At 36.8% G+C, this 25,705-nt stretch carries 15 protein-coding genes; all 15 read right to left on the reverse strand.

Features of this window, described 5'->3' with window-relative positions:
• Nucleotides 1-18 precede the first annotated feature (18 nt).
• Nucleotides 19-774, reverse strand: coding sequence for a hypothetical protein (locus Epro_RS04375; protein WP_052570783.1), 756 nt, complete (start codon nt 772-774; stop codon nt 19-21).
• Nucleotides 771-2,573 carry a hypothetical protein gene (locus Epro_RS04380; RefSeq protein ID WP_144412046.1) on the reverse strand — a complete coding sequence of 601 codons (1,803 nt, stop codon included), beginning with the start codon at nt 2,571-2,573 and terminating at the stop codon, nt 771-773. Before Epro_RS04380 ends, Epro_RS04375 begins: the two co-directional genes overlap by 4 nt.
• A 109-nt stretch (nt 2,574-2,682) precedes the next feature.
• Nucleotides 2,683-3,447, reverse strand: a complete 765-nt coding sequence (locus tag Epro_RS04385) for a hypothetical protein (RefSeq protein WP_052570785.1) — start codon at nt 3,445-3,447, stop codon at nt 2,683-2,685.
• Nucleotides 3,444-5,747, reverse strand: a complete 2,304-nt coding sequence (locus Epro_RS04390; RefSeq protein ID WP_144412047.1) for a hypothetical protein — start codon at nt 5,745-5,747, stop codon at nt 3,444-3,446. The genes Epro_RS04385 and Epro_RS04390 overlap by 4 nt, the downstream gene beginning before the upstream one ends.
• 91 nt (nt 5,748-5,838) lie before the next feature.
• Complete coding sequence (locus tag Epro_RS04395; RefSeq protein ID WP_052570787.1) at nt 5,839-6,882, reverse strand: hypothetical protein; 1,044 nt, start codon at nt 6,880-6,882, stop codon at nt 5,839-5,841.
• A 70-nt stretch (nt 6,883-6,952) separates the two neighbouring features.
• A complete protein-coding gene (locus Epro_RS04400) occupies nt 6,953-14,038 on the reverse strand; it encodes a hemagglutinin repeat-containing protein (protein WP_052570788.1) in 7,086 nt (2,361 codons plus the stop codon).
• 64 nt (nt 14,039-14,102) lie between these two features.
• Nucleotides 14,103-16,886, reverse strand: a complete 2,784-nt coding sequence (locus Epro_RS04405) for a right-handed parallel beta-helix repeat-containing protein (RefSeq protein WP_052570789.1) — start codon at nt 16,884-16,886, stop codon at nt 14,103-14,105.
• A gap of 3 nt (nt 16,887-16,889) precedes the next feature.
• Nucleotides 16,890-18,620: a ShlB/FhaC/HecB family hemolysin secretion/activation protein gene (locus Epro_RS04410; protein ID WP_052570790.1), complete on the reverse strand. Its 1,731-nt coding sequence runs from the start codon at nt 18,618-18,620 to the stop codon at nt 16,890-16,892.
• 3 nt (nt 18,621-18,623) lie between these two features.
• Nucleotides 18,624-19,079: an OmpA family protein gene (locus tag Epro_RS04415; protein ID WP_052570791.1), complete on the reverse strand. Its 456-nt coding sequence runs from the start codon at nt 19,077-19,079 to the stop codon at nt 18,624-18,626.
• Complete coding sequence (locus Epro_RS04420; RefSeq protein ID WP_052570792.1) at nt 19,076-20,221, reverse strand: M20 metallopeptidase family protein; 1,146 nt, start codon at nt 20,219-20,221, stop codon at nt 19,076-19,078. Before Epro_RS04420 ends, Epro_RS04415 begins: the two co-directional genes overlap by 4 nt.
• 34 nt (nt 20,222-20,255) lie before the next feature.
• A complete protein-coding gene (locus tag Epro_RS04425; RefSeq protein WP_052570793.1) occupies nt 20,256-21,143 on the reverse strand; it encodes an NAD(P)H-hydrate dehydratase in 888 nt (295 codons plus the stop codon).
• Between the two features lie 64 nt (nt 21,144-21,207).
• Nucleotides 21,208-21,543, reverse strand: coding sequence for a holo-ACP synthase (locus Epro_RS04430; protein ID WP_052570794.1), 336 nt, complete (start codon nt 21,541-21,543; stop codon nt 21,208-21,210).
• Nucleotides 21,544-21,629: 86 nt separating this feature from the next.
• Nucleotides 21,630-23,459, reverse strand: a complete 1,830-nt coding sequence (glmS, locus tag Epro_RS04435) for a glutamine--fructose-6-phosphate transaminase (isomerizing) (protein WP_052570795.1) — start codon at nt 23,457-23,459, stop codon at nt 21,630-21,632.
• Nucleotides 23,460-23,571: 112 nt separating this feature from the next.
• Complete coding sequence (locus tag Epro_RS04440) at nt 23,572-24,300, reverse strand: pyridoxine 5'-phosphate synthase (protein ID WP_052570796.1); 729 nt, start codon at nt 24,298-24,300, stop codon at nt 23,572-23,574.
• Nucleotides 24,297-25,643: a phosphohexomutase domain-containing protein gene (locus Epro_RS04445; protein WP_052570797.1), complete on the reverse strand. Its 1,347-nt coding sequence runs from the start codon at nt 25,641-25,643 to the stop codon at nt 24,297-24,299. The genes Epro_RS04440 and Epro_RS04445 overlap by 4 nt, the downstream gene beginning before the upstream one ends.
• Between the last annotated feature and the right edge of the window lie 62 nt (nt 25,644-25,705).

Consider the following 25,705-nt stretch of genomic DNA (forward strand, 5'->3'; position numbering starts at 1 on the left):
TAGACTTTTGACCCAAAGTTAAACACGACCACGAATTACAGGTAGCACATTAATTCCATTATCTGGATTCCTTTTTAATTCTATATATTCACTATAATTACCTGTATTTTTGTATATTACCTCGCCTTCCTGCAAAATTGTTGCATTCAATAATTCTTTTTTTTCTACTTCTTTTGTTTGCTTTAGATCGAAATATTTTTTACCAACTTCATCATTTATCAAAGCGTACCCTTTTTGAAACAAATATACATTTAAAAATGCCTCCATAAACTCCTCATCTTCATGCATGACAAATCCAGACCACACCCACACTTCATCTTGGGATTTTAATTTCCCATGTTTGGGATATTTTATTGGTTGTTTCGTATAAAATTTAGCATATTCTATACCTTCACTCTTTGCTTCTTCATAAATTTTAGTGAACATGTCTTGATCAGATAACTCTAAAAATTTGAAGTTTATATTTTTATTACTATCTATAACAATCTTACCCATAAATTTGACTTCTGGATAGTATTTCACTTTGTTAAGATTTGGAATATTATTAGATTGCATGTAAAAATAATTATACCTCCAATCATTATTATGGTTTTTTTTCGCTTGCTGCAAATACTCATGCAAACCAATAGAATCCGTATATTTAACAATATATAACACATTTGAATCTTCCATAATCTTTTGTTTTCCTCCTGTTTCAGCAGTTTTACAAGACATCACAACAACCACAAACATGCTTATCAATATAATACATGAAAAAGAAATTATACTTTTCATTTGCCCCCCATTTTTATACCTTGTTTATTTATTTGCTCAAGATATTTTTGGAGGACGCTTGTTCCAGCTTCTCTTGCTGCGACTTCTTGCGGATTACTTTCATATCTATTGAATCTTGCTTCTGAATCACCTATATTAAAATCATATGGTAAATACAATATGTCATCATTTAATCTAAAGATTTCAACTTGTTGCCGGATACCTGAAAAGGCATTATACTCAAAAGAATATAATTGTTTTATACTATTATTTAATGGCTTATTTACAATACCATCAAATATAGGGTTAAAATATGTATCTAACACTTCATACTTATTTAATTTATTTATTAAGGAGTTTTGATTAGCGTGCTCTCCTTCATGAATGATAGTGTCAAATATTCCGTTAAATTTATTACTATAATCTAATGTGTTATAGTTGATAGTAAGTGTTTTCGAAATAGAATTATACGAGCCTTGTAAATCTTTATTCCTATCATATCCAACAATTGCTCCGCCTTGTAATGAATCTTGAGAATTATAAACTTCCGATTGTAATTCAATTATTGTTTTTATAATTCTTTCTTTCATTTTATCTTGCGATTGCAATGCTTTATCGTATTCATCCACTGAATCATATTGTTTCCTGTCAATCTCATTCCAAATGGCAGGATCCTTCATCAAACTTACTATTTCTGAATTTTTGGCTAATTCTTCAACTAACTTATTATCTAAGTTTTTCTTATAGTCTATATAGTTTGGATGCAATGGTAACTGCGCATATATATCTGCAGCAACTAATTTTGCATTTGTTATTTCCTGAATTATTTTATCTTTATCTTTCTGTGTTTTTGCGCTTGTTTTTTGTTCTTCAAGCTTTTCTATTTTATTTTTTAAGTCGGTAAGTTCTTCTATTTTTGTAGCAAAATATACGCTTACCGCTTGTTTATCATCCGGATCTATACCTTGTTTTTCTAACTGTTCCCGAATCTCTTCGTTTGTTTTTTTAGTTGCACTTTCCTGTAACTCTTTTACAAATTTCAAGTTCCTTTTATATTCTATTTTCTTTACTATTTCTTCTCTTTGCGACGGTGTTAATATGCTTAATCCTTTGATTAACTCATCTTTCAGATAGTCAAGTCCTTTGCCAAGTTTGATTGCATCTTCTACCACTGACCATTTTCCTATATCACCAGTATACAACGCTTCTATTCCACTTACTACAAACCTTACATCTACATTAAACTCGGCGTTTAGGGCGTTTGTTGTTTGGGCTCTCGTTATTTCTTGGGTGTTGGTTACGTTGCGGTTTAGTCCCTGCAGGTCATTTTCTGTTTGTTCCACGCCGCCTATTATTATTGTGCCGTTTCCTATTGTGGCTTTGGTTTTTTGTTCTTTTTCTTCGCCGGTGTTCTTCAACGTTAGCGTTGTGCTTCCGTTGGGGGCTACGTTGGTTTTTCCTTTGTCGCTTTGTGATGTGCCTATGCTTGTTGATAAGCCAAAGCCTTTGCTTTCTGTTATGTTTCTGTCTTCTATGTCATTGTGTTCTAACGCTTTGGTTGTTAGCGTTAGGTTGTTGCTTTCTGAATTTATTACTGCTCCCGTTACTGTTGTTTTGTTGCCTACGTTTATTGTTACATTACTGCCGCCGGCTAATGTTGTCTGTTCGGTTACCCATGCGCTGTCTGTGTTGCTTTTTTGGGAAACTATTTCATAAAAAGCTGTAAACATTGACGGGAAGTAAGAAGAATAGCCAAGCGTTGCTTGCGCTTGGCTATTCAATATTATTATTGATAGTAGTGATATTAGGATTTTTTTCATTTATTTCTTTTGACTTGCAATTGTCAACGCCAAATTTTTACTTGATGTTGATACCTTGCAGTTTGTGATGTATTTTATTTTTGCAATATATTTCTATAAGTTTAATGATTTATGCAATAATTTTTTCAAAGCTATTATCAAATTTTTCTTTGAAATCAGATATATAATAATTTTCATCTAAAAAATAATTGTTATTTACAAGAGCATATATATAAACATCTTTATTTGTTAGAAATTCCTTTATTTCATTATCATTTTTAAAACAAATTTCAGATTTAATTGGTACAGTTAATATATTATCAGACCATATATATAAACATTTGCAATGATTTTTTACTGTTCCTGTTATAAAACAAGATTTATATTTCTTACTTTTAATAAATGCAAATTTTTCACAAAAAAGTTGGTCATAGTGATTAACATGAGTTGCCACAGTAAAATTTATATAGTTCTTGTATTTTTCTAAATATTTAGATAGCGCATTATAAATTGTCCATTCTTCTATTTGCTTTTCCAATGTATTACGCGCAGGCATATAATATATCAGCCCCTCAGTTCCTTCAGGGTATTTAAAAAAGCCACATATATAATCAACATACAAACTTAACTCTTGAGCGTTAAAATCAAATTGTTTCAACTTCATTAAATACAAATATAAAATTCGATTTTTACATACTAATAGATCTGCCTTTTCAAAAAAAGATAACTTGTATAAAAACTTTTTTAAATCATCATATTGATAACCATTTCCCTTCAAATAATTATCAACAGAAAAATCTTTTGCTATCCCTATTTTTATAGAAAAAAGTAACTCTGTAAAAGAAAAATTATAATAAATACTACTGAAATCTAATTTATCAAAATCAATGATCATTTTTTACCTCCAAAATTATTAGGAATGCCATTGATTTTTCCATTCTCTATAAAGAGTTGATGAGTTATTTCATTATTTTCGTTTACAACATATTCAAACACTCCATTTTTACCGTTAACTACACCTTCCGTTTGAATAAGATTATAATTTTTACCATCGTTACCTTTTATAGCAAAGTTTTTCGTGCTATCATTAGTAATAACCTCGTTTTTTATAAGCTTACTATCAGCAGCTTTATGATATAAATCCTGTTTATTTGCACTTCCAACTATACCAGCATCAACAAATTTACTACTATCACTTACAATTTTAGTGCCCAAGTTATCTGCTTCTTTTTTTATTGTATTCCCAACTGCTTTTACTGCTGCAGTTACTTCCATCCCCGCTGTGTTCCCCAACAACGTATTTATAACACGCGACCTCGCGGCAGCACTTGCTCCGCTTGCTAATACTGTTGCATTTAAGCCGTCCCTTAATGCTCCGCCGAGTATATACTCTACTCCCTCATATTTATATCCGTTTTTATATAACTCTATTCCCGTTTTATAATACTCTGCATGCACAAAATAATCAGGATGTTCTGTTGCTATATACGCTGCCGTGTATAGAAATGGCAACGGAATTTTTGACGTTATCTTTTGAGTCGCAGAAAGGTTATAACCTACTTCTAACGCCCTTTCTCCTTCTCCCATATAATCGTATGCTGTTACTGCTTTTCCTATTCCCCATTCAATTGTTCCATATGCATTTATTAGCGGGTGAAACCAAAACTTATCTTGCATATAATCCATCGCATCGCCTATATCTTCCTTTGTTCTCTTATACCCTGTTGCTCTTTCTTCTTCTATGTATGTATTCGCTTCGCTTACATAACTATCCACCGGGGTTGAAAGTTTTGTAAACGGATTGAAATGCAATCTGTTTTCATCGCTAATTTTACTTACTGCTAATGTGTTTGTTTGCAGCAGGCTGCTGTTTTTATTGCTTTCATACCAACCGCTTATTGTTTCTGCGCCGGTTGTGTTTACGCTTGTAAAATTCAGCACGTTTCCTAATCCCCACATAAACTTTGCTAAGCTTCCTGCGTTTTTTGCTATGGCTTCGTTTTCTGTGTAATTATGCGTGTATTCGTGCCCTAACGTTTCTATGAATTTTTCTGTGTTTGTTACTGTTTCTTTTGCTGCATTTATATAATTATTGTTTTCATTCTCGTCGCCTTTTTGTCTAAATCCGTTCGCTTCGTCTTGCTCATCGTAATATATTTTTGCCGTGTCGCCTGACCCTGCTTGTATTTCTTCCGCGCTTTTTCCTTCGCTTAAATTATTTATTGTTTCCCTGTTATAGTTATTTTGATTTACAAACGTTTTTTGATTTGCTTTCCATTCATCCGCTATTTCGCTTACACTTATTTCTTTATCCCCTATTACATCATACAGCGTTTTCCCTGTTGCTATTGCTGTTCCCGCTGCTCCTAATATTGCTTTTGCTGCATTTCCGGGTAAGTTCTCAAAATCGTTGGCTATGCTTTGGTAGCCGGTTGTTGTTTTTGCTATTGCTTCCCCGTTTGCGTTTGTTTTTATTGAGCCGTCTTCGTTTTGTTCATAGACTGTGTTTCCGTCTTTGTCTTTTACTTCTGTTTTTATGAAACCTAACAGCGCTCGGTTGTCTATTGTTGCGCTTGCGTCTAATGCGCCGGTTATTTGGTCTTTGGTTGTTTCTTGGGTGGTTTCTGTGTTTCTGTTTAAACCTTGCAGGTCATTTTCTGTTTGTTCCACGCCGCCTATTATTATTGTGCCGTTTCCTATTGTGGCTTTTGTTGTTTGTTCTTTTTCTTCGCCGGTGTTCTTCAACGTTAGCGTTGTGCTTCCGTTGGGGGCTACGTTGGTTTTTCCTTTGTCGCTTTGCGATGTGCCTATGCTTGTTGATAAGCCAAAGCCTTTGCTTTCTGTTATGTTTCTGTCTTCTATGTCGCTGTGCTCTAACGCTTTGGTTGTTAGCGTTAGATTATCGCTTTCTGAATTTATTACTGCTCCTGTTACTGTTGTTTTGTTGCCTACGTTTATTGTTACATTACTGCCGCCGGTTAATGTTGTCTGCTCGGTTACCCATGCGCTGTCTGTGTAGTCGTTGCCTGTGTTGAAGCCTGCTCCTATGCTGTTGTTGCCCGCGTTGCTTTTTTGGGAAACTATTTCATAAAAAGCTGTAAACATTGACGGAAAGTAAGAAGAATAGCCAAGCGTTGCGGTTGCTTGGCTACTCAATACTATTATTGATAGTAGTGATATTAGGATTTTTTTCATTTTAATAGTATTTATTTCATTATGGTAAAAGTTTTACTGTTTCTGGGGCGGTTGTTATGAACTTTACTTATAGTTGCGCTTGATGTCATGACTATTTAAATATGTTCTTGACTTTATACACTACCCTATCAATGAATCCTTTTTTTTCATCGCTTTTATTGTCAGGCAAATCTTTTCTTATATTTTTACAAAATTCTTCAATTGATAATATTGTTTTATCGCTTGGGTCTGCTCCTGTGTATATTTTTTTTATGTCTTCAGGAGTATATTGAACAATATCCCAATCAAACCCAGTTTCCCAATACGGATACTCTATTTTTCCAAAAGTATTTGTTAAAAATTTTAAATCATAATAATACCAATACATTAATGCTTCTTTTTTTGAATATGTTTTGCCTGTTTTTTGATCTTCATATCTATATTCAACAAAATCTTTCATAAAAAATACTTTATTTTCATCATAACTTCTAATATAAATATTATCTTTATCATCAACATCTAAAACAATATTTTTACTGATATTGTTTCCTATTCCATATGGTTCTATGTTAATAGTTTGCATTTCAGTGTAATATCCAGCCTTTGCTATATATTCAAAATGCTCTCCAAAATAAACGCTCCCTATATCAATTGCATAAGGTGAAGACTTAACGCTAAATGGTTTATATATCAAGGAATTGATATATAAATGCCCATCATCAATGTAAGTTGATACTGAATCAATAGAAAAATCTCCACCATCAAAATATTCAAATATACAATTATTTCTTTCATCTATCGCAAACACTCTTACCCACTGCGTATCAAAATCATCGCAGCTCCATACAATATATAATGTATTTCTTGTTTTAAAAGCCTCATACATCATCCAAGAACTATCAGATAATTCCACTTTCGCTATCTTTACTTTTTTACTTTCTCCTACTCTTTTATATATAACACCTTTATCCACATCAAGCTCATATATCTGCCCTTTAAAATCAATTATAGGAATTAACTTTGGTTGATTTTCTGTATATTCTTTACTTTTTTGCATTATTTCACGTTTTTCATAAAAATCTTTAGGAACTTCTGCATAAACAAGTGTGTATGATAATATAACAAAACTCAATAGATATAAAACATATTTTTTCATTAGTAATCCTTTATTCGCATAGCGTAATAGTTGTAATAAATCTCTACACAACAAACTGATAGGTATAGATTTAATAATCAAATATTATACTATTGCCCAACGATGGATCTGCTACAGGGAAAAAATAATCTTTATCATTTGTATCAATATATTGTTTGTATTGCGGTTTTCCTATTATATTAACATTCAGTGAAGGATATAATACATTTTGCGGATTTTGAATTGTACCATTCTCTATAATAGTATAATGCACATGTACAGGTGTTTCAGCATGTTTAACTGGAGATTCTGTTTGAATATTTTGAGAAGTACCTACAAAATCTCCTTTATTAATTTGTACACCTGTTTTTAATAAGCTTGTACTACCTATTTTCTTGCCTGCATCTAAATATATCCAGTCTGCAGGCATAACATATAACAGTTTTTCTGTTCCTGTAACAGTTTTTATCTCAATCAACCTCAAGTTCCCGTTAACATCTTTACCATCTTTATCTTTATCATATGGTTGTCCTATTTTTGTAATTACACCATCTACAGGTGAAAGAACATAGTTTCCTGGAAAAGAATATATATCAAGTCCTTCATGTTGCCCTACTCCTGCATCTCTAATTCTTGATGCCCCATATAAACCCCATCCAGCGTTATCAACAATACGTAATTCTCCCGCTACTGGAGCAAATCCAGAATCAATTGAAAAATTACTTACATTCAATAATACATTAGTAGGATTTCTCACACCAATATCTATTAATGTATCATATATATTTGGGATTGATGTTCTCAAAAGAGAAGTTTCATATTCCCCATTACCTATAATAGATTTAAATTGTTCTGTAGTTGCGTATTTGCTCTCCCAACCTTTATATATCAAATCTATTAATGTTTCCGTCACAGTTTCTCTATTATTAAAAAGTGAAAGTAATCCTATATCAGAATGCACTTCTTCATTCATAAATTTATTCTCAACGTCTATACGTTCTTTATCTGTCATCTTATCTATTTGGTTTTTATCAAGAAAAATTGAAGCATACGATATCTGTTCATCTTTATAATCTTCCTCCATATTCTTATCTATCTCTGTAACATCATCAGATACTCTGTATGCATTAAAATCTGACATGTCTCCAACATGGACTATTTTATTCGCGCTATTTACAAATAACGCATTTGCTTTATTACCATCGCTGACACTATTAGCCAAAACTGTATTATTTAGCAGCAACGTATTATTGCTTGTATTATATGTGTTATTCCAATTAAGCTGCGTTAGCGTTCCATATCCGCCTGCTCCGCTGTTGTTTTCTGTTATTGTTTTTGCGCCGGTTAGCCATGATACTGCGTTGTAGTATGTCAGCTCGCTTTTTGCCGCTCCTTTGGCTATGCTTTCGTTTCCGGTGTAATTGTGCGCTCGTTCTTCTGCATCCGTCAATGCAAACGTCAGCGCGTTTGTTGCTGCTCCGTTTCCTAAATTGACGTAGCCTTGGTGCTCTTTTATATCATTAAATCCTAATACTACTTTTCCTGCGCTGTCTATCAACTCCCCTTTTTCGCTATACATTAAATTGCTTTTTCCGTCCGCTGTCATTTTCGCTAACGCTTGTATTTCTTCCGGCGTTGCTTTTCCTGCTTTGATTTTTTCTACTATTGTTCCTGCTTCTTCGCTTCCGCCTCTTAATATTCCCGTTGCGTTTGCGCTTTGGTTGGCTTTCCATACGCTTATTATATCCGTTTTATCATACGTCGGATTTTCGCCGTTTTCAGAATTATTTTTTGATGCCGTTATGCTTGCGTATATTGCTGTTAGCGGGCTTGCTGCCGTGCTTAATGCTCCTGCTGTTGCTTTTACGGCGTTTCCGGGTAGATATTTAAAATCGTTGGCTATGCTTTGGTAGCCGGTTGTATAGCCTATTACTTTTCCGTCTTTGTCTTTTACTTCTGTTTTTATGAAGCCTAATAAAGCTCGGTTGTCTATTGTTGCGCTTGCGTCCAGCGCGCCGGTTATTTGGTCTTTGGTTGTTTCTTGGGTGGTTTCTGTGTTTCTGTTTAAACCCTGTAAGTCATTTTCTGTTTGTTCCACGCCGCTTATTATTATTGTTCCGTTTCCTATTGTGGCTTTGGTTTTTTGCTCTTTTTCTTCGCCGGTGTTTTTTAGCGTTAGCGTTGTGCTTCCGTTGGGGGCTACGTTTGTTTTTCCTTTGTCGCTTTGCGATGTGCCTATGCTTGTTGATAAGCCAAAGCCTTTGCTTTCTGTTATGTTTCTGTCTTCTATGTCGTTGTGCTCTAACGCTTTGGTTGTTAGCGTTAGGTTGTTGCTTTCTGAATTTATTACTGCTCCCGTTACTGTTGTTTTGTTGCCTACGTTTATGTTGACTTTATTTCCGCCGGTTAATGTTGTCTGCTCGGTTACCCATGCGCTGTCGGTGTAGTCGTTGCCTGTGTTGAAGCCTGCCCCTACGCTGTTGTTGCCGGCGTTGCTTTTTTCCCCGCCAAGAAAGTTGCCCATTCCTTTGGTGCCTATTCCTACGCTTATGTTGGCGTCCCAGCTGTTTCCTTTGCTGTAATATGTGTCTTGCAGACTTTCTACTGTTAAATTATTTCCTACTGTTACATCTAAATTATTTTTTGCCGTTACGTTGGCTCCGCTTAATGTTGCGTTGTTGCCTACGTTTATTTCTATATTATTTGCTACGCTTTCGCTGTTGTTGTATGTTGTTGCTTTTATCTTGCTGCTTGACTCCCCGCCGCCGGCGCTCACTTGCACGGAATTATTTCCTACGCTTACCCCTGCGCTTGCGTGCGCGCTTTTGTCTTCTTGCGCATACGTGTCTTTGCTTGCTTGTATTATTAAATTATTGCCCACGTTGTAACTTAGCGTTCCGTTTGTTGCATAGGCGTTTGTTCCTTCTTGTATCATGTCGTTTGCGGATTTGAAATTTATATTTCCATTGCTAAATATATTTCCTTGCACACCTAATATACTTTCGCTTTTGCTTGTTTGGCTCATTGTGTCGTAATTTGCAAACGCGGAAGCATACATTCCCGTTCCGAAGCTGCTGCTTGCTGCCGATGCCGCTCCTGCTATGCTTGCTGCTAACCCTACTGTTGCGTTTGCTAAATTCAAACTTGCCATTGCTACGTTTGCCGTTGCGTCGTCCACTGCGTCTTGGCTGGCTTTGCCTTGCTCGTGCAGCTCTTGTATTCGCTTTAGCTCGCTTGACGCTTTTTCTACCGCTTGCTCCGCTTCCACTACCGCCGCGGCCGCATAGCCTGCGTCCACGTATGCGTTGCCTATTTTCACCCCTACCGTTACCGTTGTTTCGTCGTGACGGCTTTCGCTGCTTTGACTGTTTTGCGCCGACGCTAATATTATTTTTCCGTCCGCCGTTACATTTATATCCCCGTTGGCTTTTATTTGGCTTCCTACGCTTATTACGTCTTTTGTTGATTCTATGTTTACTTTCCCCGCTGCGCTTATTTCGTTTACTTGCGCTACTCCTATTTTGCTTGTGCTTTCATCCACGCTTTCTTCGTAGCTTGTTGATGCTTCTATTCCACGCCCGCTTATATCTATTTTTATGTTTGCAGGGTTGATCATATCCAACAGTCCGCCGCTCTTTTTATGATAGCTGTAGCTGTTTTCATAATCCTGCGCTGCCAATAAATTTATTTTTCCTTCTACATTATTCCCCTTTTCATCTTTTGCTCGTTCCAATTCCCCTTGGCTGTTTATTACGTATCCGCTTATTAAATCTACATCTTCCCCAGCTTCGTATTTTCCGGATATGCTCGTTATTGCTTTTGCCGATATTAACCTTATATTTTTACCAGACAATATGCTTGTTGATTTGTTGCTTCCCGTTTCTTTTGCTTTTATATCCGTTTCTGTTCCCGTCAACTTATTTCCGCTTTCTTTTTTATTATACGCGCTTTGCGTTTCTAACGCCGTTAGTATATTTATTGCCCCTTGCTGCGCTACTACATCTATTTCCTTTGCCGCTATTTCGCTGCCTGTTATTGTTATATCTTTTGTTTCCGATTTTATTAACAACTCTCCTGCTATATTTATACTGCTGCCGCGCTCTTTTGTTGTTTCTACATTTTTTTCTTCGCTATCTTTATTCTTAAATGCATTCCCTGCTACTATTCCCCCTACAAGTCCCCCAAACATCGTTCCTGCTAATGCTCCTAACGCATTGAAACTTTCTTTTTCATGGTGATAATAACTTTTCTCGCTTTCTTCAAAGCTTAATATGTTTATGTTGGTTTTGGCTTCTATCCTACTTTCCGCTCCTCCTTCTATGTCGCTTCCTATTATGTTTACTTCGTTTCCTGCTTTTATCTTTACGCCTTTTGCTCCGCTTATTTGGCTTGCTGCCGCTGTTGTTTTTTCATTTCTTGTTTCTTCTTTTTCGTAGCTTAATCCGAACGTGCCGTTTTCTATTTTTATTCTTTCTGCGCTTTCGTAATTGGCTCCCGCTAAAATATTTATGTCCATTCCTGCTGTTAATTCCATTATTCCGTTCAGGCTTTCTAACGTGCTTGACAGTATATTTATGTTATTTCCCGTCAATATTTCTACATTCCCCGCTACGCTTACTACGCTTCCTACGTTCCATTCTTTATACTCGTGCTCCCTGTGTTCTTCTCTTCTTCCCCACCCTTTGTTTTGTTTCTCTATTACTTCATACTCGCTTCTTCCCATCATGCTTAATATATCCAAACTTCCGTTAGGCAAATGCCAATACAGATTTCCTCCTACCCCTATCATGTATCCTTTCAGTTCCATGTTCGCTTTCTCGCCTTGGATGTACATGTCCCCTCCGCTTCTTAACACCCCTAACAGCGGTCTTGTTACATCTTCGCCGAACTCGTAATGGTACTTTATGTAATATTTGTCCCTCTTTTCTATTCCTTCTAATTTTATATCACCTTCGCTTTCCAGCCTTACTTCCCCTGCTCCGTATATGCTTAGGTATTTTGCGTTTATTTTTCCGCCGCTATATATGCTTAAATTCCCTCCGCTGTATATTTGCCCGCCTTCGTTTATGTGTGTTTTTCCGTATTCTATTATATAGCTCGGTATCCCAAAAAACGCCCATTTCCCTCCGTTGTATCTGCCTCCCGTTTCCTGCTTTGTTGCTGCTCCTTCAAAATTATTTCCCGCTTTTATTTCTACTTCTTTTAACCCGCTTATTTCCCCGTCGTTGTTTGTTATGTTATTTATTGCTTCTATTGCTGTTTTCCCGCCCGCGCTTAATCTTGCGCTGTTATTTATATTATTCGCCGTTATTGTTAAATTATTTTCCGCTTCTATACCGCTCATTATTAGCTTGCCGTCTTCGCCCGCGGTTCTGACTATTGCTCCGCTAAACAGCTCTTGTTCCAAATCACCTTGCAGATTTATTTCTATTTCCCCGCCTACTATTTTCCCCAGCACGTCGCTTGTGTATATATACTTGCTCCATATATCGCCTGTTACTGTTCCATCCTTCATATACTCATCGCCGAAAAATCCGTTTGCCGCCCACTGATTATACGAGCTCCATCTTGATTTTAATAAATACTCAAACTTCCTTGCTCCGTTTATTAAATTATTTCCCGTTATACTTAATTTGTTTTTTCCCTCTATCGTTGCGCTTTCGTTTACTATATTCCCCGCTTCTATTTCTACCTCGTTTGCTCCTATATAACTTCCTTTATCTTTCCCCGCGCTTTTTCCTGCGTATTCTTGCCAATACTCATACTGTATCACATGTCTCTTCCACTGCTCTAATGTTTTGTTTACATACATCGTCCCTATCCCTTCTATCTTATCCAACCCCGCCGTTTTTATCGCCTCATTCTTTATTTCTTCCGCTTTTATCGTTAACTTGTTTTCTGCTTTTATTTCGCTGCCTATATTATTTACTTCTTTTGCTTTTTCTTGCGTTAGTCCTTCTATATTTATATTCCCGCCTTTTATTTCCCCGCTTTTCCATCCTTCGTCGTTTATCTTATTTATTAGCCCTTCTACCCCGTATATCCCGTTGTTTATTTTGTCCGCTTTTATATTAACTTCGCTCCCTTCTATTACTCCGCTTACATTATTTAATTCTTTTACCCCTATTTTTACTTCCCCCTCGCTTCCTATATATCCTGCTGCTAATACGTTTTCTGCTTTGTCCGCTCTTATTTCCACTTGCTCTTTGGCGTATATTTCTCCGCCTTCGTTTTTTACCTCTTTGGCTTCTATCTTTATTTTTTCTTCGCTGTTTACTTTTCCTTTTATTTCTACTTTTCCGTCTGCTTTTATTTCTATATCTTCTACGCTGCTTATTAAGTTGCTGTTTGCAGATGTTTTTACCCCAAACCCTTCTTCCGTTGCCACTATCTTTATTTTATTCCCATACATACTTCCAAATCCGCTTGCTTCTACTGCGTATTTGTTTTCTGCGTTGTCTTGCGCTTCTTCTCTTATTATTTCTTCGCTTTCATTATCGTATTTCCCGTATCCCGCTTTTATTTCTATTTCTTTTGCTTTCAACGCTCCGCTTATTTTTGTGTACCGGCTTACCAGCTTTACTGCGTCCTCATGCTCTAACCCTTCTTCCCCTATTTCTATTCTCCCAGCTTTCCCCAAATTAAAAAAAAGCCCATCGGAATTTTCTTCCGATGAGCCTGTTATCAATTTTATTTGCCCTGTATTTATAAAATTACTGCCGTTTACTGCTATCCCCCACGGGTTGGCTATTATTATATCCGCTTTTTTTCCTGCTATTTCTATCGCCCCAAAGATTGTGCTTCCTGCGTTTCCGCTTATTACTTCGTTTATTATTACTTCCGCTTCTTGCTGCGTTAAATTTACATTGCCTTCTATTTCTACGTCTTCACCGGCGCCGCCTTGTCCTTTAAATAGTTCCGGCTTTATACTGTTTTTTGAATTGTTCAATATTAAATTGTTTTCATCTACGTTGAACTTATCATACTTATTATGCGATATTCCTTTTTCATTCGGCGCTGCTACATTCACCACCGGCGTTCTTTTTGCTCCAACTTCTTCATACCTTACGTTTGCTCCTGCTCCTGCAGATACTTCTATATTATTTGCGCTGAAGGCATAGTTCACTTGACCCGCTACTATTGCCGTTGTTATTAGCAGGCTTACTAACTTTTTCATTCGTTTACCTCGTTTAATTTTTCTTATATTATAAACCAATTTGTATTATTTTTCCACTAAAATATTACTGAATAACCTGATCATACGGATATACATTGCTTAAATAATTATTTACCGGCGACGTATCGCCTCCGTAAACATTGCTTTCAAAGAAATAATATTTGTTGTTGCCGCTTTGCGCAGAGTTAAAAACGGTTGTGCCGGTTAAATACAATCCAAAGTAACTTCCGACGGGTTGCGCCGTAAGTATGTTTTGAGATAAAATACTTCCGATATTATCTTGCAGCCATATGCCGTGCCCTTCGCTGCTTACAGTGATATTGTTTTCTGATATTGGAGAAGCGCTGCTTTGCGATTTAATTGCAAAATTTTGATTACCCGATAAATTATTCTTCTCGACAGAAGAAGCAGATCCTAAAATATTTTGTATAAAAATTCCGCCGTTTATTCCCGTATTATTTCTTACAGTATTTGCTTTTATAATAACGTCGCTTGAATTTTGCGCGTAAATTCCGCCTGTTTTATTTCCCGCGACGGTATTTCTGCTTATTTCCGTAACATCGGAAGCATTTGTTAAAGTTATTGCGTTGCCGTCATTTTGCGAAATTTCATTATCTGAAATTTTTCCGTTTGGAGAAGCCGAAACAAATATCCCGTCGGACAGATTGCCTGCAATAGAATTAAAATTTGCCGTATAAGCGTTTGTGTTATATAAACTTATGCCGTTATTATTTTGGATAACGGTATTCATGCTTAACGTTGCATTTAACCCGCCGGTAACAAAAATTCCGTCAAAAACATTAGAGAATATTTGATTATTTGAAACATAAGTATTTGACGTATTCTGTAAAAATATTCCGCTGCTGTTATTGAAAATATAATTATTTGAAATATAACTTATCTGCGACGCCGCATCTTGAATACCGACTTGATTATCACTTATTTCATTACCTGATACGCCGACGCTTTTTGACGCATTAAGATAAATACCCGCTAAAGAGTTTTCAACAATTGTATTTTGATTAATATCGGAATTCTGTAAATTATTTGCATAAATTCCGTTGCCGCTATTGGCGCTTATTATATTTGACGCCACTGTTATACTGCTTGAATTTAAAGCATATATGCCGTTAGCGCCGTTATAATACGCGTCGTTGCCGACAATTTGTAAATTTGACGAAGCTGAAATAAACATTCCGTCGCTTGAATTTGAAGAAATGTTATTTTGGAAAATAACGAAATAAATACCGCCATTTACAAACACGCCGGTGCTGTTTTCTATTATATTGTTGCCCGCAATATACGTTGAGCCGCTGCTGTTGTAAATATTTACGCCGTATTTATAATTATTATTTATATCGTTTGAATATATTTCCGCATCGGCGTTATAAACTTCTATTCCCGTTGCATTGCCTTGTAAAACGTTGTCAAAAATTACAGGCGCCCTTTGGGAAGAGTTTACTTCAACGGCTTTTGCAAATCCTTGTATGGTATTTTCAAAAACCGATATACTTCCGCTTGAAAAGTTTGTTATATAAATTCCGCTTTTTGTGTTTGTGGAAATATTGTTAATGTTAAAACCCGAAATATACACATCCGTAAGCAATCCTGTAACAGCTATTGCATTTACATTGGAGCCCACATTTATAACGCTTTCTTCATTTATATTAAAATTAGGCAAAGCTACATTTTTTGACGCCAAAGATTTATACGCCAATATTTCAACCCTTTGCGACAAGTGACCGGAAATATTTATTTCTGAACTTTGATTATACTGTCCGGGCAAAAATAACAACGCTGCATTGCTTTCCGTAACAAGTTTGTTTAAAGCAATGCCGCTTGAAACGCCGGCGGGGTTATCAAAAGTGCCGTTTCCAGTTCCGTTTGGAGAAACAACGGTAAAATAATATTCGTCGCCGTTATCGTTTAACAATAAATCTTCATGATGTTTTTTTCTGCTTTGCGCGGTGCGCACATACATGTCTCTTTGAACGGTTTCGCCCATTCTTTCAATAACAGGTTTAGGCGTGTTTTTTATATATTTTATAACCCCGAAAAAAGGATTTTTTGCCTGCAGCAATTTTTTAAAATCAAACGGCAAACTTATTTCGGCTCCTGCTTGCCAATTTGCGCCGTTAAAATTTTTATTGTCATATACCGCATAATTTAATCTCAAAATTTTAATCGGTTTATATTCCGCTCTGCCTTTATATCCTTTAAGAATATCTCCGCCATTATTTTGCGTTTGATAATAGTATCCTCCGCCGAAAATTTTTAACTCGCCGAGAATTTCGGGAAAAGGTATTTTAAAACCTATTTCTCCGTCAAAACCTTTCATTGACGATTCATATCCGTATGTGGCGGCAATATGATGCCCAAGAGGAATATCGTATATTTTACCCGTATAATAACGCGTGTTTGCAAATGGAATATATCCGTTTGCTCTAAAATCTATCCATCTGCTTAAAAACTCTACGCCTACGCCTGCCTGCTGAAAGCTATTTCCCGCTTCGCTGTTTCTTATATCGTAATAAAGGTTTGCTCCTACTATTGCTCCGGTTTCTAAAATATTTAAATATTGTCTAAAGCCCAAACCTAAATTTGTTTCGTGAGCATTGCTTGCAAAAACGCTTTTACCGGTAACGCTAACTCGCGGCGAAATAAATAAAAAAGATTTTTCGCTTCCCGCAACAGGAAGAAGCAAATCAATATAAGAATCCCAATTGCTGTCGTTACCGTTTATGCCGCCGGATAAATCGCCGGCATAAGGAAACGCTTTTGCATAAGACAAATATGCAAAAGACATTAGAAAAATAAAAATTAATAATACGCGTTTTATTATCTTCATTTTTTAAAAATAAATTTTACCTTCAATATTAAAATACACAACGTCGCCCTCATTTGGCAAATGACTTTTATTATAAACGCTTCTGCTCCAATATACGCCGGCATTTATATATTTGGCTCTGAAAGCCGCGCCGGCTCCTGCGCCGGCAAGAGAATACTTTTCTTTATACGCTAAATTTTGAACATATCCGTAATCGGCAAAACCGGAAATAGAAGTGTAAGCTAAAACGTTAAATATCCCGTTTCTTTGAAAAATATCCGCAAGCGTCCATGTTAAATCGTTTTTTAAATAAAATCCTTTTTCGCCGTTAACGCTTCCCTCTTTAAACCCTCTAACCGAGCTTTGCCCGCCAATTGATATTTGTTCCGAAGAATATAAAATATCGTCGCAATAATGCCCGTTTGCCGTTAATGCATATTTAGACTGCAATTGTATTAACGGTATTTTAAAATACTGCGAATATTGAGTATATAAAGAAACCGACGAGAACTGACCTTTTGGAGAACCTTCAATATCATAGTTTTTAATTGCTCCCAGCCAATTAAGCCCGCAGTTATAAGACAGTTTTCCGTAAATACTTGAAGCGTTTAAATAATATAAAAATGTTAAAAAACCGGAAGACACGGTAAGCTTTTTGCTTGACGCGTCTATGCGAATGTTGTCAATAAAATTCTCGGTTTCTTTTACCGACAACTCTCCGCCGAGAGAAATTTTATATGTTTGTCCTCTTTTTACAATAACTTCAAGACTTGCGTTTTCATTTTGAGTGGTTCCGTCGGACACATATTGAGAACCGAAAGAAACGCCCATTGGAGTATTGTAATCGCTTTTAAAAAAAGACGTCATAAAAGTAAAATACCCGAACGGAACGCTAAAAGAAGCGAAATAACCGTTGTTTCTTTTGTCGTCTTTATTGCCGTCTATATTTCTTGAATAATTAAAATATAAATTATCGTTAAGCATTAAAAGATTATCGGCGCTTATTGAAACTCCGGCTTTATAATAACCCGTATTTTCCGTTCCGCTGTTATCGGCGCTGAAAGAAAGATTGAATCTTTTTCCTATATCGTTTGTAACGCGTATAACGGAATAGCCGTCTTTGCTTGCCGGAAGAATTTCCATAGACGCGTTATTTGACGCAAGCCTGTTCATTTGCTCAAGCCCTTGGTCAATATCGGCAATATTTAACAAAGATCCCGCGGCAAAAGGATAAAAAGAAAAAGACTGCAGCGCATTAAAAAATTTAGGATACTTTTTACCAGCCGCATTTTGAAAAACAACGTCTTCTATATATCCGTCCATAACGACAAAAGTTAATATATCATCGTTAAGCGTATTGCCGTCTATATAAACTCTTGCAGAAGCATAGCCCGCGTCAAAAAACAGTTTTTGCAGTTTCTCCTGAATTTCGGATATTTCCTGTATCCCCATCATTTTTTGTTTATACAAATCCAAAACATTATTTATTGCCGATTGCGAAACGCCCGGAATATCGGAATTAGTAATTTCTATTTTTTTAAACTGTTTTTTATTTGTTTTGGCAGTATTGTTTGCCGGTTCGTATTGCGGTTCTTTATAGCTGTCTTTTATAAAATTTGTTCTGTTGTCAATTTCCTGCTGCCTTATTAATTCATTATAATGAGAATCTATATTGCGCTGTATATCATCCGTTACAGCCGCATAAACGTTTACATTTATAAAAAATAACAATAGCGCAGTAAAAAAATTTTTCATATTTTATTTTTCGTTTTTTAATATCATAATTTCCGCGCGACGGTTACGTTTTTTGCCGTCTTCGGTTTTATTATGGCTTGCAGGCTCTTTAGAGCTGTATCCGGCAGCGTTAATTCTTGTTTTATTAATTCCATTGCTAACAAAATAATCTGCTATTACTTTTGCTCTTGCAAAAGATAAATTCTTATTTAATTTTTCCTCGCCGCTTGAATCCGTATGTCCGATTATTAAAACCTTATTTTCAGGATACGACAAAAGCAGCGAAACAAGTTTACGCAAAGCCGTTTCATACTCCGGTTTTATCTCAACCTTTCCGGTATCAAAGAAAACGGCGCTTGCAAAAACAGAGAAAGCGTTTTCATTTTTTAAAGATGCAGAACTGCCGCCGGCATAAGCGGCGTGATTAAAAAAGATAAATGAAAAACAAATTTGGAAGGCAATAACGCAGGCAAGTTTCATTTCAAATACTTTTTTACGATATAAGTTACAAACTCCGCCGCTTTTGGAAGAGCGGACTCGTCTATGTTGAAATTAGTGTGGTGCCACGGGTTTGATGTTTTTTTATCTTTTGACGTGCCTACATACATGAAGTTGCCCGAAACTTCTTCCAAATAGTTTGCAAAATCTTCGCCGCCCATTGACGGTTTTTCTATAAGTTCTACGTTTTTTTTGCCGTAAAATTCTTCGGCGGCTTTGTGGCAAAACTGCGTAACTTTTTTTGTGTTTATAAGCGGCTCATCAACAAAAGCGTAATCGGCGCTGCATTTAACGCCGTAAGATTTCTCAATACCTTTAAGTTTATTTAAAATACTTTTTTTGATAATTTGTCTTGTTTTATTATTAAAAGTGCGCACCGTGCCTACCAAAGTAACTTTATCGCAAATAATATTATAAGCCTGACCGCCGGAAATTTTCCCGAAAGTTATAACGGCATTTTCAACCGGAGCAATTTCCCGCGAGATAATGCTTTGCACGGAATTTACAAAAGCAGACGCGGCAACAATTGCGTCTTTGCCTAAATGAGGATACGCGCCGTGCGCTATTACGCCTTTAATTTCTATATTTACTTTATCTACGGCTGCCATCATCTCGCCGTATTTTATGCCGATTTTTCCTGATTTTATCCACGGGCAAACGTGAAGCCCTAAAATTATTTCAGGTTTAGGATTTTTTAAAGCGCCGTCATTAATCATATTTTTTGCGCCGTCGGCGCTTTCTTCGGCAGGCTGAAAAATAAAGCGAACCGAACCGTTAATGCTTTCTTTTTGCGCTGACAAAAGTTTTGCCGCGCCAAGCATTATTGCAACATGCGCGTCATGTCCGCAAGCGTGCATAATTCCGCGGTTAACAGATTTGTAATCTACGGCATTTTCTTCCAAAATAGGAAGCGCGTCTATATCTGCCCTTAACGCTATTGTTTTACCTTTTTTATTTCCCGCAATAGTCGCTATAACGCCGGTTTTTGCAATTCTTTTATAAGGTATGCCGAAAGATTTTAATTTGGATTCTATATATTTTGCGGTTTTATATTCGCAGCCGGAAAGCTCCGGATTTTTGTGAACGTCTCTGCGAATTTGTATTATTTCTTTATCAATGCTCATTATTTTCTCCTAATATTTCAGCAACCCATACAGCTTATATTTTACCGAAATGTTTTATTATTGCGTTTGGTATATTTTCAATTATATCGCTTGCAATAACGCTTGTTACGCCTTTCTCTTTTTCCGCAAGTTCCCCTGATAATGCGTGAATAAAAACTGCTGCGCATACCGCAGAATATAAATCGCGGCTTACGCAAGCAAATGCGGCAATAATTCCGCCCAAAACATCTCCGCTGCCGGCAGTTGCCATGGCCGGCGTGCCGCTATCGTTAACATATATACTTTCCCCGTCTGAAACAGCAGTGTTATGTCCTTTAAGCGTAAAAATAATTGAGTGATCTTTGGCAAACTTCTTAACGATATTTTTGCGGACTTTGAGATCCATAATTTCTTTTGACCAGCTATTTAACGCTGCAAGTTTGTTGTTCTTGCCAAACAGAAGAGCTTTAAATTCCCCAATGTGCGGCGTTAAAACAAGTTTTGCTTTCGCATATTTGAATTCGTCTGTTTTTTCATTAAACGCCGAAAGCGCGCTTGCGTCTAAAACTATCGGAATATTTACGGAACATATAATTTCTTTTGCAAGAGCGTATAAAGAACCGTAGTTTAAAACCATCCCCGGACCCAAAACTACCGCGGAAACTTTTTTTGCTTTTATAAAATTTATTATATCCTGCGCATGCGAATAAACAAAAAACATAATTTCAGCGTTTGCGACAGCTTGCGCATTAAGCAAAAATTTTTCTTCAACCGCGTAAGTTACAAGCCCCGCCCCTGCGCGCAAAGCCGCGTTGCAGCACAAAACGCCGGCGCCGGGCATAGTTTTTGAACCTGCAATAACAAGCACATGCCCGTAATCGTATTTATTACTTTCAAGACTTCTTTTTAAATTTTTAGAAAAACCTTCTATTTTTTTATCCATAAAATTTGCAAAACAACAAAAGCGGCATATCCTGAAACAAATTTAGAATGACAGATACTAAACCTTAAAAAGCTACCGCTACTGCTACTACGTATTTTTTAGTGTGCGACAGAGAAACGTCTATTTTCTTATATTTTTTATTTTTAATGTAAACTTCCGGTTTTCCAAAATCCGTATTTTTTATGGATATATCGCTGACAATAAGTTTTTTATTGTGCGAACTTAACGCTTTCCAAACGGCTTCTTTAGCGGCAAACCTAACAGCCAAATGTTGCGCCGGGTTTTTTTTAGGAAGCGAGTAAGAAATTTCTATTCCGGAAAAAATACGCTTTAACGCATTCTTATCCGAAACATATTTTTTAAACCGCACAACTTCTTCTATATCTATACCAACGTTCATTGTTGCCGCCTATGTGAAATTATTACAACTACCCCTCACCCTACCCTACCCCGCAAGTGGCGAGGGAACTACAAAAAATAAAGCGCCTATTCAACTGTTACGGATTTAGCAAGATTTCTCGGCTGATCTACGTCTTTACCTAAAACTTCCGCCACAAAATACGCTAACAGCTGAAGAGGAATTACGGTTATAAACGGCGAAAAAAGTTCGCTTGTAGCGGGAACGTAAATTTGCGCGTCGCTTTTTTGTTTTATTTCTTTATCATTTTCGCTTGCAACGGCAATTACTATTGCGCCTCTCGCTTTAGCTTCGGAAATATTAGAAAGAATTTTTTCGTAAACGTCGCCCAGCGGAGCAATTGCAACTATAGGCATGGACTCGTCTATTAAAGCGATAGGTCCGTGCTTCATTTCTCCGGCGGCATACCCCTCGGCGTGAATGTAAGAAATTTCTTTAAGTTTTAACGCGCCTTCCAAAGCTATAGGGAAATTTACGTGTCTTCCCAAATATAAAAAATCTCTTTTTGCGGAAAAATTCTTTGCAACTTCTTTTACATTGTCTGAAGTTTTCAAAAAATCTCCGACTTTTACGGGAATACTCCACAACTCTTTTATGTATTCTTTTAAAACATCTTTTGATAAAGACTCTTTTTTTGCAGCCCAGTCTAAAGCAAGAATATAAAGCGCGGTAAGCTGCCCTGTAAATGCTTTTGTAGAAGCAACCCCAATTTCAGGACCGCAGCGCGTGTAAATTACATGCTGCGCTTCGCGGCTGATGCTTGATTCCATAACGTTACATACTGCAAGAGTCTGGCATCCTTTTTTATTGGCAAGCCTTAAAGCCGCCAAAGTGTCGGCGGTTTCGCCCGATTGAGAAATAACTATTACCAAAGTTTTATTATCAATAACTGGTTCTCTGTATCTAAATTCCGACGCAATATCTACTTCAACGGTAACTCTTAAAAATTTTTCAAACAAAAATTTTGCAACAAGTCCCGCGTTATAAGAAGTGCCGCAGCCGATAATGCATATTTTTGACAAATCTTTAATAAACTTTGTTTCTATTTTAACTTCTTCAACATATACTCTTGCTTCGTCGGGAAAAACTCTTCCTTTCAAAGTATCTTCAATTGTTCTGGGCTGTTCAAAAATTTCTTTAAGCATGAAATGTTTATAGCCGTCTTTTTCCGCGGTTACCGCGTCCCACTGAATATTTTTTACATCTCTCTCTATTTGCTTTCCTGCGGCATTTTCAATTTTTATTGATTCTCTTGTAATTTCCGCAATATCGCCGTTTTCAAGAAAAATCATATTTCTTGTATAACTTAAAAGCGCCGGAATATCCGAAGCAATAAAATTTTCACCTTTGCCTACGCCAACAATAAGAGGAGCGTCGTATCTTGCGCAGACAATTTTATCCGGTTCGTCTTTGCAAATAACGCCAAGCGCATAAGAACCTCTAACATCTTTAAGCGCCATTTTTACCGCTTCAAATAAATTATTTTTGTAATATTTTTTTATAAGGTGAGCTACAACTTCCGTATCGGTTTCAGATTTAAAAACGTTTCCTTCTTTTTGGAGTTTTGTTTTTAATTCTATGTAATTTTCAATAATTCCGTTATGAACTATAACAATGCTTTTTGTGGGGTCTGTATGAGGGTGCGCATTTTCTTCCGACGGTTTGCCGTGAGTTGCCCAGCGGGTGTGCCCTATGCCTAAATCGGAATGCAAAGGTTTTTCTTTAAGAAGTTGGGCAAGGTTACAGAGTTTTCCTACGCTTCTTCTTATATCAAGTTTGCCGTCTGAAACCACGGCAATGCCGGACGAATCGTATCCTCTGTATTCAAGTTTTTTTAAACCGTTAAAAATTATATCAGAAGCATTTTTATTTCCGATGCAGCCGACTATTCCGCACATATTATTTCCTCCGTGCACATCGTCTTTTGCGTTTATGCGCTGTTACACATTAAAAAATAAACTTCTTCACGGTGACGCCTATCCTAAACGCAAAATATTTAGCGCTTAAAAATTATTTAAGCAATACTTTCATCTCTTTAACAGCGGTTTCAATTCCTACAAAAACTGCGCGAGCTATTATTGCAAAACCTATATTAAATTCGTTCATCTTTGCCACGGAACATATCGGCGCTATATTATCATAGTCAAGCCCGTGTCCGGCGTTTAAAACAAGCCCTGCGCCGACAGCTTTATTTGAAGCCTCCGAAATTCTTTTTAATTCGCTTTTAAACTCTTTTGAATTTTTACCGAACCGTTTAAAATATTGCGCGTATTTTCCTGTGTGAAGTTCAATGCAATCCGCGCCTATTTCATGCGATGCCAAAACTTGTTTAATATCCGCGTCTATAAACATGCTCACAAAAATTCCGGAAGCTTTAAGCTTTGCAACAATTTGGGCAAGTTTCTTTTTTTGTCCCGCAACGTCAAGACCGCCTTCGGTAGTAAGCTCTTGCCTTTTTTCCGGAACAAGACAAACATAATCCGGCTTAACGTCTAAAGCTACGGCGACAATTTCTTCATTTGCCGCCATTTCAAGATTTAATTTTGTTCTCAAAGATTCTCTTAAACCGTAAACGTCTTTATCCTGAATGTGTCTTCTATCCTCGCGCAAATGCACGGTTATGCTGTCCGCGCCTGCTTTTTCGCAAGAAGCCGCCGCAGCTATAACGCTTGGAAACTCTTCTTTGCGAGCCTGTCTTAAAGTGGCGACGTGGTCTATATTTACTCCGAGTTTTATCATTTTACAATTCCCAAAATTTCGGCATCCGCCGATTCTATTATACCTTGCGCTATTTTTTTTATTTCGCTTTTATTTTTACCCTCAACCATAACGCGCAGCAAATTTTCCGTTCCGGAGTACCGGACAAGAATTCTTCCGTCGGAACCTAATTTTTTTTCATATTTTTTTATCAAAACGCCTGTTTTGGAAAGCTTCTCAACCGGAATTTTAGCGGCAACTTTTTTATTTATAAGTATCTGCGGAAATTTTTGCACGCCGCTTACAAACTGCGAAAGAGTTTTATTTTCTTTAGCAAGCGCCGCAAGCAGCTGCACTGCGGACAGCAACCCGTCGCCGGTGCCAAGCAAATCGCTGAAAATAAAATGTCCGGACTGTTCCCCGCCAAGCGACGACTTGAATTTTTTCATATCCTCAAGAACGTATCTGTCGCCGACTTTTGAAACAACTGTTTTAATTTTAGCTTGGCTCATGGCTTTTAAAAGGCCGATATTTGCCATAACGGTTGTTACCAAAACATTATTTTTTAATTTGTTTTCGCTTTTTAAAAATTTAGCCATAGACGAAAGAAAATAATCGCCGTCCCGAACAACCGCATTTTCATCTATGCAAATTAATCTGTCGGCATCGCCGTCAAAAGCAAATCCGCAAAACGCTTTATATTTTTTTACGGCGCTTGCCGCAATTTCCGGATAAAGCGCGCCGCAACATTTATTTATATTTTTGCCGTCCGGACTAACGTTTAACGCTACAACTTTTGCTCCGAGTTTTTTTAAAACGCCGACGGCGCATTTATACGCCGCGCCGTTTGCGCAATCGGCTATTATTGTTTTGCCTTTTAGAGAGCCGTGCCCAAAACTTTCAACTATGAAATTTTCGTAAGCTTTTATCAGCGTATTATCTTCATGCAGATTGATATTTTTAGTTTTTATTGCGATTTTTTCGGCAAAGTACTTATTTATTTTTTTCTCAATTTTTGCTTCGGTAAAATCCGTAAGTTTAGAACCTTTAGAATTGAAAATTTTAATTCCGTTATCAATGTAAGGATTATGCGACGCCGAAATTACAATAGCCGCAGAATATTTTCCGCTTCTTAAAAGAAACGACGCCGCGGGCGTAGGCATAACCCCGCCGAAAACCGGAACTGCTCCGCCGGACAACAAACCAAGAGCCAAGTATTTTTGTATTCTTTTGCCTGACTGCCTTGTATCGCGTATTATTAAAATTTTATTTTTTGAATTTTTAAGCGTTTGGGCAATAGCTTTGCCTATAACCGAAAGCGAGTAGTTGTCAAATGGAAATTCCGAAGAGTTGCCCCGTATGCCGTCCGTGCCGAATAGTTTCATTTTTTTACCTGTAAACCACAAATATCCAAAGAACTACGGCAAGACATAAAGCCAAAAGTTTA

The sequence above is a fragment of the Endomicrobium proavitum genome, assembly GCF_001027545.1.
GTDB lineage: Bacteria > Elusimicrobiota > Endomicrobiia > Endomicrobiales > Endomicrobiaceae > Endomicrobium > Endomicrobium proavitum.

Coding starts and splice junctions, on each gene's coding strand:
- Epro_RS04375 (WP_052570783.1), bottom strand. CDS start 774: ATGAAAAGTATAATTTCTTTTTCATGTATTATATTGATAAGCATGTTT.
- Epro_RS04380 (WP_144412046.1), bottom strand. CDS start 2,573: ATGAAAAAAATCCTAATATCACTACTATCAATAATAATATTGAATAGC.
- Epro_RS04385 (WP_052570785.1), bottom strand. CDS start 3,447: ATGATCATTGATTTTGATAAATTAGATTTCAGTAGTATTTATTATAAT.
- Epro_RS04390 (WP_144412047.1), bottom strand. CDS start 5,747: ATGAAAAAAATCCTAATATCACTACTATCAATAATAGTATTGAGTAGC.
- Epro_RS04395 (WP_052570787.1), bottom strand. CDS start 6,882: ATGAAAAAATATGTTTTATATCTATTGAGTTTTGTTATATTATCATAC.
- Epro_RS04400 (WP_052570788.1), bottom strand. CDS start 14,038: ATGAAAAAGTTAGTAAGCCTGCTAATAACAACGGCAATAGTAGCGGGT.
- Epro_RS04405 (WP_052570789.1), bottom strand. CDS start 16,886: ATGAAGATAATAAAACGCGTATTATTAATTTTTATTTTTCTAATGTCT.
- Epro_RS04410 (WP_052570790.1), bottom strand. CDS start 18,620: ATGAAAAATTTTTTTACTGCGCTATTGTTATTTTTTATAAATGTAAAC.
- Epro_RS04415 (WP_052570791.1), bottom strand. CDS start 19,079: ATGAAACTTGCCTGCGTTATTGCCTTCCAAATTTGTTTTTCATTTATC.
- Epro_RS04420 (WP_052570792.1), bottom strand. CDS start 20,221: ATGAGCATTGATAAAGAAATAATACAAATTCGCAGAGACGTTCACAAA.
- Epro_RS04425 (WP_052570793.1), bottom strand. CDS start 21,143: ATGGATAAAAAAATAGAAGGTTTTTCTAAAAATTTAAAAAGAAGTCTT.
- Epro_RS04430 (WP_052570794.1), bottom strand. CDS start 21,543: ATGAACGTTGGTATAGATATAGAAGAAGTTGTGCGGTTTAAAAAATAT.
- glmS (WP_052570795.1), bottom strand. CDS start 23,459: ATGTGCGGAATAGTCGGCTGCATCGGAAATAAAAATGCTTCTGATATA.
- Epro_RS04440 (WP_052570796.1), bottom strand. CDS start 24,300: ATGATAAAACTCGGAGTAAATATAGACCACGTCGCCACTTTAAGACAG.
- Epro_RS04445 (WP_052570797.1), bottom strand. CDS start 25,643: ATGAAACTATTCGGCACGGACGGCATACGGGGCAACTCTTCGGAATTT.